Source organism: Streptomyces sp. NPDC041940 (genome assembly GCF_055589465.1).
Genome location: NZ_JBVJBP010000029.1, coordinates 1 through 12039, shown reverse-complemented (window position 1 = coordinate 12039; position 12039 = coordinate 1). Strand labels below are relative to the sequence as shown.

Genomic DNA, 12039 nt, shown 5'->3' with positions numbered 1-12039 from the left:
CCATTCGGCGTAAGGTGGGGCGCGTGGGTTTGCCTGAGAGGGCTCTCGGGTACACCATGGAAGTCACGGATCGTTCGCGACCGTGCTAACCCGGTCCGGCTCCTCCCCCCCCCGAGTCGGCCGTGGAGACGACCCCCACTCTCCCCCCCGGTGGGGGTCGTCGCATGTCCGGGTGGGTTTTCTCCCTCTCTTACGCGGCTTGATCGCCGCTCCGATGCAGTGTCGGGAGCGGTCTTGTCATGCCCATGTCCACTCACGCTGTGTAGTTGTCGGACTGCTCTGTGGAAGTCGCACAGGGGGTCTGCGGCGGTCACCGGTATGGGTGACGGCGATATTCACAACTGTCGAGACGTCCACAGTTATCCACCAAGATCCACACGATTTCCGGGATCGCTGCACCGTGATTCCCAACGCACCCCGCTCGCGGCGAGTTCATGGCCGGTTCCGATTGGCGGGGGCGTTTGGCCGGTTTCTGCCGGCCGTTCAAAGGGAGGACGCCTTGCCGGTTCTTCCCACGTTCGGGAATCGCGGGGCAGCAGGGCCGCGCGAGGCAAGCAGTGAAGGGGGATGACCGTGGCCGGAGCCGTCACACACGATCCGCCACCGGCCGCCGGAGGGCGGCAGGGCGGACCACTGATCGTCACCGAGGACACCGACCTCCTCGACGACCTGCTGCGCCTGTGCGCGGCGGCGGGCGCCACACCCGAGGTGCACCACGGGGTGCCGGAGCGCAGAGGCGGCTGGGAGGCCGCTCCGCTCGTCCTCGTGGGGGACGACGCCGCGCGGCGCGTACGCGGGGCCGTCCACAGAAGGGGCGTCAGAAGGGGCGTCGTCCTCGTCGGCCGGGACCAGGACGACTCGGGGGTGTGGCGGCGGGCCGTCGAGATCGGCGCCGAGCACGTCCTGATGCTGCCCGACGGCGAGCAGTGGCTCGTCGACCGCATCGCCGACGTGGCCGAGGGCGTCGGCCGGCCCGCCCTCACCGTGGGCGTCATCGGCGGCCGGGGCGGGGCCGGAGCGTCCACGCTCGCGTGCGCGCTGGCCGTCACCTCCGCGCGGGAGGGGCTGCGCACGCTCCTCGTGGACGCCGATCCGCTGGGTGGCGGACTCGACGTACTCCTCGGCGGTGAGACGGCCGAAGGACTGCGCTGGCCCGCGTTCGCCTCCTCCCGCGGACGGGTCGGCGGGGGTGCCCTGGAGGAGTCGCTCCCCGAGCTGCACTCGCTGCGGGTGCTCAGCTGGGACCGCGGCGACCGGATCGCCGTCCCGCCCCAGGCGGTGCGCGCGGTGCTCGCGGCGGCCCGTCGCAGGGGCGGCACGGTCGTGGTCGACCTGCCACGCCGCATCGACGACGGAGTCGCCGAGGTGCTCACCCAACTGGACCTCGGCGTGCTGGTGGTGCCCGCCGAGCTGCGGGCCGTCGCGGCCGCCGGGCGCGTGGCGTCCGCTGTCGGAATGGTCCTGCGCGACCTGCGGGTGGCGGTCCGCGGGCCGTACCCGCCGGGGCTCGACGACCGGGAGGTCGCCCGGCTGCTCGGACTGCCCCTGGCCGGCGAGGTGCCGGTCGAGCCCGGGCTGCTGCGCCCGGACGAGGGCACGGCACCACCGGGTGGCGTCCCGCGCGGACCGCTCGCCCGGTTCTGCAAGGGGTTCTGGGAGCGGGCGCTCGTCGAGGCGGGTGCCCCATGAGCGCAGTGACCGAAGCGGTGTCAGGACCCGGAGGCGCCGGGCTGCTCGACGGGGTGCGGCGGTGGCTGGCCGAGAGCGGGGCCGAGCCGACCCCCGCGCGTGTGGCCCAGGCCCTGCGGGAGCAGGGGCGGGTGCTCGGGGACGCCGAAGTCCTGGGGGCCGCCGCACAGTTGCGGTCCGAACTGGTCGGCAGCGGACCGTTGGAGCCGCTGCTCGCCGACCCCTCGGTTACGGACGTGCTGGTGTCGGCCCCGGACCGGGTCTGGGTGGACCGGGGCGGCGGACTGGAGCTGACGCCGGTGCGTTTCGCGGACGCGGCGGCCGTCCGACGACTCGCCCAGCGCCTCGCCGCCGTGGCCGGGCGCCGCCTGGACGACGCCCGGCCCTGGGCCGACGCCCGGCTGCCCGACGGGACCCGGCTGCACGCGGTGCTGCCACCGGTTGCCGTGGGCTGCGCCTGCCTGTCGCTGCGGGTCGTACGGCCGCGTGCCTTCACCCTCGGCGAGCTGGTCGCGGCGGGCACGGTGCCGCCGGGCGGGGACCGCGTGCTGCGCCGGCTGCTCGACGCACGGCTGTCCTTCCTGGTCAGCGGCGGCACGGGCTCGGGCAAGACGACTCTGTTGAGTGCCCTTCTGGGGCTGGTGGGACCGGACGAGCGGATCGTCCTCGCCGAGGACTCGGCGGAACTGCGGCCGGATCATCCGCATGTGGTGCGGCTGGAGACCAGACCCGCCAACCAGGAGGGCGCGGGCCTCGTCACCCTCGAGGACCTGGTGCGCCAGGCACTGCGGATGCGGCCCGACCGGCTGGTCGTGGGCGAGGTGCGCGGACCCGAAGTGGTGCATCTGCTGGCCGCGTTGAACACGGGCCACGAGGGCGGCTGCGGAACCGTCCACGCCAATGCCGCCGCCGATGTACCGGCCCGGCTGGAGGCGCTCGGCACGGCCGCCGGGCTCGACCGGGCCGCGCTGCACAGCCAGGTGGCGGCCGCCCTCTCCGTGGTGCTGCACCTCGTACGCGACCGGAGCGGGCGGCGGCGGATCGCCGAGGTGCACGTGCTGGAGCGGGATTCGTCGGGGCTGGTGCGGACGGTGCCGGCCCTGCGGTGGGGAGCGGAGGCCTTCGTGCGCGAACGGGGGTGGGGGCGGTTGCGGGGGTTGCTGCGGAGTGAGGACGGCGAGGGCAGGGACGGCAGCGGGGGCGGCGAGGGCATCGCGGGCCGCGAGGGCGGTGGAAGTGGGCCGGGTGAGGGCGGCCCTGTGCCGGTGACAGCGGGCGGGCGAGGGATGGCGAGGGCTGAGGGGGCCGAGCGATGGCAGGGGCTGGGAGGGCCGAGTAGTGGCAGGGGCGGCTGAGATGTCGATGGGGGCGGCCGTGGCGTGTGTGGGGGCGGCGGTGTGGTTGCTGGGCGAGCGGGACTCGGTGGCGCGTCGGGCGCGCCTGCTGCTCGCGGGCGGTGGAGCGGTCGGCAGTGGGCCGCCCGGGTGGTGGCAGGTGACCGGTGGGCTGCGGCGGGTCCGCGGGCGGTTGCGGGCCGAGTGGTGGTCGCCGGTGGCCGGGTTGGTGCTGGCGGTGCTCGGGGCGTCGGTACTGCCGGTCGTCCTGGGGGCGGCCGGGGTGCCGTTGCTGCGGCGGGTCCGGCTGGCCGGTCGGGTGGGGCGGGACCGGGAGCGTCGGGCGGACGCGGTGATCGCGTTGTGCGGGGCGCTCGCCGGGGAGGTGCGGGCCGGACGTCAGCCGGGCGAGGCGCTGTTGAGGGCCGCGCGGGACTGCGGGGGACTTGTGGACGCGCAGGCGACGGTTCTGGCGGCGGCGCGCTTCGGCGGCGATGTGCCGGGCGCGCTCGCGGCGGCGGCCGGGCAGCCGGGCGGCGAGGGGCTGCGGGGGCTCGCGGCGTGCTGGCGGGTGGCCGTGGACCAGGGCGCGGGGCTCGCGGCCGGACTCGACCGGCTCGCCGCCGCCCTGCGCGCCGAGCGGGACCAACGCTCCGATCTGCGCGCCCAGTTGGCGGGCGCCCGGGCCACGGCGGTGATGCTCGCCGGCTTGCCTGCCCTGGGGCTTCTCATCGGCACCGCCCTGGGCGCCGAGCCGCTCGAAGTCCTGCTCCACACGGCGGCGGGCCTGGGCTGTCTGGTGGTCGGCGGTGTGCTGGAGGGCCTGGGGCTGTGGTGGGTGCTGCGGATCGTGCGCGGCGCGGAGGAGGCGGCGTGAGCGGGGAAGTTGTCCACAGGCTGGGGGTGGCGGTGGGGATCGTGCTGGCCCTCGGGTGGTCGGTGCGGTGGCTGACGGAGGCGCGGCGCCGCCGGAGGATGCGGCGTCGGCTGGCCGAGCTGGCGCCCCGGGAGGAGACCGCTCCCGTCCCGCGCCTCGCCTTACGCCGGGCCGCGCGTACCTGGCTGCCTCCCGTGGGTGTGGCGTGTGCCGCATGGGCGCTGGTCGGCGGCCTCGCCGGTGCCGCCGTGGGACTGGCCGGTGCGGTCGGGATATGGCGGTGGCGGCTCCGGCAGGAGGCGGTGGGTACGGACCCGCGGGCGCCCGACCTCGCCGAGGCCACGCGACAACTGCCCCTCGCGGCCGACCTGCTGGCGGCCTGCATCGCGGCGGGCGCAGGCCCGGTGATCGCTGCGCGGGCGGTGGGCGAGGCCTTGGGTGGCCCTGTGGGCGACGCCCTGGCGCGTGGCGCGGCGGAGGTCCGGCTGGGCGGTGAGCCGGGCGCGGCCTGGCGGAGGCTGGCCGCCGTCCCGGGCGCCGGAGGCCTGGCGCGGCTGCTCGAAGGGGCCGGTGTGTCCGGACTGCCCGCCGCCGCACCGGTCGCACGGCTCGCCGCCGAGGCCCGAGCCGACTGGGGCCGCGCCGCGACGGCCCGGGCCCGCAGAGCGGGCGTCATGGTCAGCGCGCCGGTCGGGCTGTGCTTCCTGCCCGCGTTCATCGCGGTCGGGGTGCTGCCCGTGGTGATCGGGCTCGCGGGCGGGGCGCTCGGAGGGGGTGGTGGATGACGCGGATACGGGCCGGCAGACCGGCGGCACCGACAGAAGTCAGCAGGACCCGAAGGTAGTTCGGACGTTTTCACGGAGGTTGAGATGTATCAGGTGGTACGGGCGCGGCTGCGCGCCCTGGTGTGTGGAATGCGTGCGGCGCGCAGGGACGCGGGGATGGTCACGTCCGAGTACGCGATGGGAATCGTCGCGGCGGTGGCGTTCGCCGTCGTGCTCTACAAGGTCGTCACCAGCGGCGCGGTCAGCGCGGAGCTGCAGAGCATGGTGACGGATGCCCTCAATGCGCGGATGTGAGCGGGGCTCGGATCGGGGGTTCGTCACGGCGGAGTCGGCCGTGGTGCTGCCCGTCCTGGTGATGTTCGCGATGGCGCTGGTGTGCGGTCTGCTGGCCGTGGCCGCACAGATCCAGTGCGTGGACGCGGCACGGACGGGCGCTCGCGCCGCGGCCCGCCAGGACCCGCCCGACGCGGTCGTGCGGCTGACCCGCGAGGCGGCGCCGCCAGGAGCGAAGGTGACCGTCAGCCGGGAAGCGGAACACGTCCGGGTGACCGTCGTGGCCGAACCGCCGGTGCTGAGCGGGCTGTCCCTGGCCGTGCGTGAGGAGGCCGTGGCGTCGGTGGAGGAGGCGGTGGGCACATGAGACGCCGGGGCATGACGCGCGACGCCTCGGACCGGGGCTCCGCCACCGTCTGGAGCGTCGGGGCGATCACCGTCCTGTGCGTGGTGTTCGGTGTCGTCCTCGCGCTCGGACAGGCCGTCGCGATCCGGCACCGGGCGGCGGGCGGTGCGGATCTCGCGGCGCTCGCCGCGGCGGACCACTGGGCCGACGGCGGTACGGCGGCCTGTGCCCGGGCCGGCCGGGTGGCCCGGGCACAGGGCGTGCGGCTCGTGCGGTGCGAGGTCGTCGGTGAGATCTCGGACGTGACGGCGGCGTCGGGACGCGGGCCGTTCACGGCGGAGGTCAGGGCGCGGGCGGGGCCTCCGACGGCTCCCCTGGAACTCCCGTCGGCGGCGGGGAGGACGCGGGTCGGTCCTCCGGCGGCTCCGCCGGATCTCCGGTCGGCTGCTCGGCCGCCCCGCTCTCCTCCGTCTCCTTCTCCTCGGGGGCACCCTCCAGCAACACGGTGAGCAGCCGCACCGCCCCCTTCTTGTGCAGCGGGTCGTTGCCGTTGCCGCACTTGGGGGACTGGATGCAGGACGGGCAGCCGGCCTCGCACTCGCAGGAGGCGATGGCCTGGCGGGTGGCGGTCAGCCAGGTGCGGGCGGTGTGGAAGGCGCGCTCCGCGAAGCCCGCGCCGCCGGGGTGGCCGTCGTAGACGAAGACCGTGGGCAGCAGCGTGTCGGGATGGAGCGGGATCGACACACCGCCGATGTCCCAGCGGTCGCAGGTCGCGAAGAGGGGCAGCAGGCCGATCGAGGCGTGCTCGGCGGCGTGCAGGGAGCCCCCGAGGATCTCCGGGTTGATCCGGGCCCGGTCCAGCTGGTCCTCGGTGACCGTCCACCACACGGCCCGGGTGCGCAGCGTACGAGGAGGGAGGTCGAGTTTCGTCTCGCCCAGCACTTCACCGGTGATGAGCCGTCTGCGCAGGAAGGAGACGACCTGGTTGGTGACCTCGACCGAGCCGTAGCAGAGGCGGCCGTCGCCCCAGGGGATCTCGGTGTCCGTCTCCAGGACGGAGATCGACGTCGTGTCGCGGGCGACCGTGGAGTACGGCGGGGCGGCCTCCTCGACGAGGGCGACGGAGTCCTCCATGTCCAGGGAGCGCACCAGGTAGGTGCGGCCCTGGTGGAGGTGGACCGCGCCCTCGTGCACCGTCGAGTGCGCGGCACCGGCGTCGACCGTGCCGAGCAGCCGGCCCGTGCCGGTCTCGACGACCTGGACCGGGCGTCCGCCCTCACCGCGGATGTCGGTCAGGTCGGCGGCGCGCTCGCGGCGGGTCCAGTGCCAGGCCCTGGTGCGGCGGCGCAGCAGCTTCGCGGCCTCCAGCTGGGGGAGCAGTCCCTCGCAGGCCGGGCCGAACAGGTCGAGGTCCTCGTCCGTCAGGGGCAGTTCCGCCGCGGCCGCGCACAGGTGAGGGGCCAGCACATAGGGGTTGTCCGGGTCGAGGACCGTGGACTCGACGGGCTGGTCGAACAGCGCCTCCGGGTGGTGGACCAGGAAGGTGTCCAGTGGGTCGTCGCGGGCCACCAGGACGGCCAGCGCCCCCTGCCCGGACCGTCCGGCCCGGCCCGCCTGCTGCCACAGGGAGGCACGGGTGCCGGGGTAGCCGGCGATGACGACCGCGTCCAGACCGGAGATGTCGATGCCGAGTTCGAGGGCGTTCGTCGCGGCGAGGCCCAGCAGTTCACCCGAATGGAGGGCGTGTTCGAGTGCGCGGCGTTCTTCCGGGAGATAGCCGCCCCGGTACGCCGCGACACGCCGGGCCAGCGACCGGTCGACCTCGGCCAGACGCTCCTGGGAGATCACAGAGATCAGCTCGGCGCCGCGCCGGGAGCGCACGAAGGCGACCGAGCGCACGCCCTGCACGGTGAGGTCGGTCAGCAGGTCGGCGGCCTCCGCGGTGGCCGTACGGCGGACGGGGGCGCCCTTCTCGCCGTGCAGCTCGGTCAGCGGCGGCTCCCACAGGGCGAACACCAGTTCGCCGCGTGGAGAGGCGTCGTCGGCGACCTCCAGCACCGGCAGGCCGGTGAGGCGGCGGGCCGCCACCGAGGGCTCGGCGGCGGTGGCGGAGGCCAGCAGGAACACCGGCGAGGCCCCGTAGCGGGCGCACAGGCGGCGCAGCCGGCGCAGCACCTGGGCGACATGCGAGCCGAACACGCCGCGGTAGGTGTGGCACTCGTCGACGACGACGTACTTCAGCGATTTCAGGAAGGAGGACCAGCGGGGGTGGGACGGAAGTATGCCGCGGTGCAGCATGTCCGGGTTGGTCAGGACGTAGTTGCCGTACTGGCGGATCCACTCGCGTTCCTCGAACGGAGTGTCGCCGTCGTAGACGGCCGGGCGCACCGAATGGCCCAGTGGATGTGAAAGTTCCTTCACCGAACGGCACTGGTCCGCCGCAAGAGCCTTGGTGGGAGCCAGATACAGGGTGGTCGCGCCGCGGCCGTTCGGGGCCTCGGCGCCGTCCAGAAGGGTGGACAGGACCGGCACTAGGTACGCCAGGGACTTGCCGGAGGCCGTGCCCGTGGCGACGACGACCGAGTCGCCGTCCAGCGCGTGCTCGGCCGCACGGGCCTGATGCGCCCAGGGGTGTTCGATGCCCGCGGCGCGCACGGCGGCGACGACCTCCGCGCGGATCCGGTCCGGCCAGACGGCATGCCGACCCTCGCGCGGGGGCAAGTGCTCCGTATGAGTAATGCGCGAAGCCCTGCTCGGACCGGATGCGAGCCGGTCCAGGACCACGCCCGGCGCGGGTCGGGAGGCGGGGTCCGACGGGGTTCGATCGGATCGGTGATTCTTGGCCATCGGCACCGAGTGTGTCACTGGCGTGACGGACAATGGAGCCAAGGCGTCGTGCACGCCTGCCGGTAAGTGATTGAATGCCATCGCGGCTGGCGAAGCGTCCAAGGGCTGAAGCCGAGTGCCCGAAGGGCGACCGCTCGATAGCAAGGTGCTGGAGGATCCGTGGACCTGTCCCTGTCGACCGAGACCATGGGCGATCGCACGATCGTCAGGGTCGGTGGCGAAATCGACGTATATACCGCGCCCAAGCTGCGCGAGCAGTTGGTCGAGCTGGTGAACGACGGCAGTTTCCACCTTGTCGTCGACATGGAGGGCGTGGACTTCCTCGACTCCACCGGACTCGGCGTACTGGTCGGCGGCCTGAAGCGCGTACGAGCCCATGAGGGCTCCCTGCGCCTGGTCTGCAACCAGGAGCGCATTCTGAAGATCTTCCGTATCACCGGCCTCACCAAGGTGTTCCCGATTCACACCTCGGTCGAGGAAGCGGTTGCGGCCACCGACTGACACCGGACCCGGGCCTCGCGCCCGGGCCGGCCGAAGCACGGCAGAAGTTCGGAAGAAGTGAAGACCGAGGGGGCCCGGGCTTTCGGCGGCCCGGAGCCTCCCGACAGCACGCCCGTAGTTGCGAGGGGGATGCATGGCCACCGTTGAGCTCCGCTTCAGCGCGCTGCCCGAGCACGTCAGGACCGCCCGGCTGGTGGCGGCAGCGGTGGCGCGCAGGGCCGGAGTGGACGAGGCCGTCCTCGACGAGGTCAGGCTCGCCGTCGGCGAGGCGTGCACCCGTGCCGTCGGGCTGCACCAGACCGTGGGGATCTCGGCACCGGTGAAGGTGCTGCTGATCGAGGAGGAGAAGCAGTTCTCCATCGAGGTCGGCGACGAGGCCCCGCACGCGGTCCCGGGTGAGCACGCGCCCGGAGCCGGCCCCGGCGACCCCGACGGGGAAGCCGACGAGGACGAGATGGGCCTCGCGGTCATCAGCGGACTCGTCGACGACGTCGAGGTCAGCGCGGGGGAGCACGGCGGATCGATCAAGATGACGTGGCCGACCACGCCGCCGCCGACGATTCTGGTCTGAACCGGCCACGCCACACACAGTTCCTGACGAAGGGCCCCACCCGTGGGGCCCTTCGTCATGTGCGGCTGTCAGTGCTCGCCTTTACAGTAGTTCCTGTGCCGTTCATCGCGTGAATTCGTTCACGATCATTCGCGTGCCCCGCGGACGCCTCAGAATGCTTTCAGGGCATTACCTCGGAAGTCCAATTCCGTTTATCGCGCTCTGTTTTGATCAGGTTCCGGTACCTACAATCCCGTCCACATCTTGAGCTCAGCCCAAGCGTCAAGGAGGACGAATGGCGGGGCTTTTCAACTCACCACAGTCGGGTCATCCCACCGACCTCGCAGCCGCCGTACTGACCGATGGCAACCGCGTCCTCATCGTGGTCATCGCGGTCGTCGCGCTGGCGGCACTTGCGGTCGCGGGGGTCCTGGTGCGCCAGGTACTCGCGGCCGGCGAGGGCACCGACAGCATGAAGAAGATCGCGGCGGCGGTCCAGGAGGGCGCGAACGCCTATCTGGCACGGCAGCTTCGCACGCTCGGCGTATTCGCCGTGGTCGTGTTCTTCCTGCTCATGCTGCTGCCCGCGGACGACTGGAATCAGCGTGCCGGACGTTCGGTGTTCTTCCTGATCGGAGCGGCGTTCTCGGCGGCCACCGGCTATATCGGCATGTGGCTCGCCGTACGCAGCAATGTGCGTGTCGCCGCGGCGGCGCGCGAAGCCACACCGGCGGCAGGCGAGCCGGAAAAGGATCTGACCGCCGTCTCGCACAAAGCGATGAAGATCGCATTTCGCACCGGCGGCGTGGTCGGCATGTTCACGGTGGGCCTCGGCCTGCTGGGCGCCTCGTGCGTGGTGCTGGTGTACGCCGCCGACGCGCCGAAGGTGCTCGAGGGCTTCGGCCTCGGGGCCGCGCTGATCGCGATGTTCATGCGGGTCGGCGGCGGCATCTTCACCAAGGCCGCCGACGTCGGCGCCGACCTGGTCGGCAAGGTCGAACAGGGCATTCCGGAGGACGATCCGCGCAATGCCGCGACCATCGCCGACAACGTGGGCGACAACGTCGGCGACTGCGCGGGCATGGCGGCCGACCTCTTCGAGTCGTACGCCGTCACCCTGGTCGCCGCGCTGATCCTGGGCTCGGCGGCCTTCGGCGACGCCGGGCTCGGCTTCCCGCTGCTCGTGCCGGCGATCGGTGTGATCACCGCGATGATCGGCATCTTCGCGGTGGCGCCCAGACGTGCCGACCGCAGCGGCATGAGCGCCATCAACCGGGGGTTCTTCATCTCCGCGGTGATCTCGCTCGTGCTGGTGGCGGTGGCCGTGTTCGTCTACCTGCCGGGGAAGTACTCGGATCTCGACGGCGTCACCGACGCCGCCATCCTGGGCAAGGACGGCGACCCGCGGGTCCTCGCGCTCGTCGCGGTGGCCATCGGCATCGTGCTCGCCGCCCTGATCCAGCAACTGACCGGCTACTTCACCGAGACCACCCGAAGGCCCGTCAGGGACATCGGCAAGACCTCGCTCACGGGTCCGGCCACCGTCGTCCTCGCCGGTGTCTCCGTCGGTCTCGAATCCGCCGTCTACACCGCCCTGTTGATCGGCCTCGGCGTGTACGGGGCGTTCCTGCTGGGCGGTACGTCGATCATGCTGGCGCTGTTCGCCGTGGCGCTGGCCGGCACCGGCCTGCTCACCACGGTCGGCGTGATCGTCGCGATGGACACCTTCGGGCCGGTCTCCGACAACGCGCAGGGCATCGCGGAGATGTCCGGTGACGTCGAGGGCGCGGGCGCGCAGGTGCTCACCAACCTGGACGCGGTCGGCAACACCACCAAGGCGATCACCAAGGGCATCGCGATCGCCACGGCGGTGCTCGCGGCGGCGGCGCTGTTCGGGTCGTACCGCGACGCGATCATCACCGGCGCGCGCGATGTGGGCGAGAAGCTCGGGGGCGAAGGTGCCCCGATGAGCCTGATGATGGACATCTCGCAGCCCAACAACCTCGTCGGTCTCATCGCGGGCGCGGCGGTCGTCTTCCTCTTCTCGGGGCTGGCCGTCAACGCGGTGTCGCGGTCGGCGGGTTCCGTGGTCTTCGAGGTGCGGCGGCAGTTCCGCGAGAAGCCCGGGATCATGGACTACAGCGAGCAGCCGGAGTACGGCAAGGTCGTCGACATCTGTACCAAGGACGCGCTGCGCGAACTCGCCACGCCCGGTCTGCTGGCCGTGCTGGCGCCGATCTTCATCGGGTTCACGCTCGGCGTCGGTCCGCTCGGCGCGTTCCTGGCGGGCGCGATCGGCGCGGGCACGCTGATGGCGGTGTTCCTGGCCAACTCCGGCGGCGCCTGGGACAACGCCAAGAAGCTCGTCGAGGACGGTCACCACGGAGGCAAGGGCAGCGAGGCCCACGCGGCGACCGTGATCGGCGACACCGTCGGCGACCCGTTCAAGGACACCGCCGGTCCCGCGATCAACCCGCTGCTCAAGGTCATGAACCTGGTTTCGCTGCTCATCGCGCCCGCGGTGATCAAGTTCTCCTACGGTCCGGACAAGAGCATCGGCGTGCGGATCCTGATCGCGGCGCTCGCGTTCGCCGTGATCGCCGGGGCGGTCTACGTGTCAAAGCGGCGCGGGATCGCCGTAGGTGACGAAGACAACGCCGAACCGGAACCCAAGTCACCGGATCCGGCGGTGGTTTCGTAGGGAGGTCCGTCGAACCCCAGCTCAAGGTGCGGGGGGGGGGGGGGGGGGGGGGGGGGGGGGGGGGGTGGAGGGGGGGGGGGGGGGGGAGAGGGGGGGGGGGGGGTGGGGGGGGGGAGAGAGAGAGGGAAAAGAGTTG

The 12039-nt window shown here is 72.7% G+C and carries 10 protein-coding genes and 1 pseudogene; 10 read left to right on the top strand and 1 reads right to left on the bottom strand.

Annotated features, from left to right (window positions below; all coding sequences use genetic code 11):
* The first annotated feature begins 573 nt into the window (after positions 1 to 573).
* The 7 genes and pseudogenes from ssd to ACZ6I3_RS35130 form a co-directional block, all read left to right on the top strand.
* Positions 574 to 1689, top strand: coding sequence for a septum site-determining protein Ssd (gene ssd, locus ACZ6I3_RS35160; protein ID WP_469420232.1), 1116 nt, complete (start codon positions 574 to 576; stop codon positions 1687 to 1689).
* A complete protein-coding gene (locus tag ACZ6I3_RS35155) occupies positions 1686 to 3044 on the top strand; it encodes a TadA family conjugal transfer-associated ATPase (RefSeq protein ID WP_469420231.1) in 1359 nt (452 codons plus the stop codon). Before ssd ends, ACZ6I3_RS35155 begins: the two co-directional genes overlap by 4 nt.
* Positions 3045 to 3051: 7 nt before the next feature.
* Entirely contained in the window at positions 3052 to 3900 is an 849-nt protein-coding gene (locus tag ACZ6I3_RS35150) for a type II secretion system F family protein (protein ID WP_469420366.1), read from the top strand.
* Complete coding sequence (locus ACZ6I3_RS35145) at positions 3897 to 4685, top strand: type II secretion system F family protein (RefSeq protein ID WP_469420230.1); 789 nt, start codon at positions 3897 to 3899, stop codon at positions 4683 to 4685. Before ACZ6I3_RS35150 ends, ACZ6I3_RS35145 begins: the two co-directional genes overlap by 4 nt.
* A gap of 84 nt (positions 4686 to 4769) precedes the next feature.
* Entirely contained in the window at positions 4770 to 4979 is a 210-nt protein-coding gene (locus ACZ6I3_RS35140; RefSeq protein ID WP_469420228.1) for a DUF4244 domain-containing protein, read from the top strand.
* On the top strand, positions 4966 to 5325 hold the full coding sequence (locus tag ACZ6I3_RS35135) for a TadE family type IV pilus minor pilin (protein WP_469420226.1): 360 nt from the start codon (positions 4966 to 4968) through the stop codon (positions 5323 to 5325). The genes ACZ6I3_RS35140 and ACZ6I3_RS35135 overlap by 14 nt, the downstream gene beginning before the upstream one ends.
* A pseudogene (locus ACZ6I3_RS35130) lies at positions 5322 to 5606 on the top strand (Rv3654c family TadE-like protein); the annotation flags it as partial. The gene ACZ6I3_RS35135 and the pseudogene ACZ6I3_RS35130, both read left to right, overlap by 4 nt.
* A 40-nt stretch (positions 5607 to 5646) precedes the next feature.
* On the opposite strand, the gene ACZ6I3_RS35125 reads toward ACZ6I3_RS35130, so the two are convergent.
* Positions 5647 to 8232 (bottom strand): DEAD/DEAH box helicase, encoded by a 2586-nt coding sequence (locus ACZ6I3_RS35125; protein WP_469420225.1) that lies wholly within the window; start codon positions 8230 to 8232, stop codon positions 5647 to 5649.
* A 78-nt stretch (positions 8233 to 8310) separates the two neighbouring features.
* Between ACZ6I3_RS35125 and bldG the strand changes: the two genes are divergently transcribed.
* From bldG to ACZ6I3_RS35110, 3 genes are all read left to right on the top strand, one after another.
* A complete protein-coding gene (bldG, locus tag ACZ6I3_RS35120; protein ID WP_003991900.1) occupies positions 8311 to 8652 on the top strand; it encodes an anti-sigma factor antagonist BldG in 342 nt (113 codons plus the stop codon).
* Between the two features lie 133 nt (positions 8653 to 8785).
* Positions 8786 to 9223 carry an ATP-binding protein gene (locus tag ACZ6I3_RS35115; RefSeq protein WP_469420224.1) on the top strand — a complete coding sequence of 146 codons (438 nt, stop codon included), beginning with the start codon at positions 8786 to 8788 and terminating at the stop codon, positions 9221 to 9223.
* Positions 9224 to 9497: 274 nt separating this feature from the next.
* Positions 9498 to 11903, top strand: coding sequence for a sodium-translocating pyrophosphatase (locus tag ACZ6I3_RS35110; RefSeq protein WP_469420222.1), 2406 nt, complete (start codon positions 9498 to 9500; stop codon positions 11901 to 11903).
* Positions 11904 to 12039 lie beyond the last annotated feature (136 nt).

Coding starts and splice junctions, on each gene's coding strand:
- ACZ6I3_RS35155 (WP_469420231.1), top strand. CDS start 1,686: ATGAGCGCAGTGACCGAAGCGGTGTCAGGACCCGGAGGCGCCGGGCTG.
- ACZ6I3_RS35150 (WP_469420366.1), top strand. CDS start 3,052: ATGGGGGCGGCCGTGGCGTGTGTGGGGGCGGCGGTGTGGTTGCTGGGC.
- ACZ6I3_RS35140 (WP_469420228.1), top strand. CDS start 4,770: ATGTATCAGGTGGTACGGGCGCGGCTGCGCGCCCTGGTGTGTGGAATG.
- ACZ6I3_RS35135 (WP_469420226.1), top strand. CDS start 4,966: ATGCGCGGATGTGAGCGGGGCTCGGATCGGGGGTTCGTCACGGCGGAG.
- ACZ6I3_RS35125 (WP_469420225.1), bottom strand. CDS start 8,232: ATGGCATTCAATCACTTACCGGCAGGCGTGCACGACGCCTTGGCTCCA.
- ACZ6I3_RS35115 (WP_469420224.1), top strand. CDS start 8,786: ATGGCCACCGTTGAGCTCCGCTTCAGCGCGCTGCCCGAGCACGTCAGG.
- ACZ6I3_RS35110 (WP_469420222.1), top strand. CDS start 9,498: ATGGCGGGGCTTTTCAACTCACCACAGTCGGGTCATCCCACCGACCTC.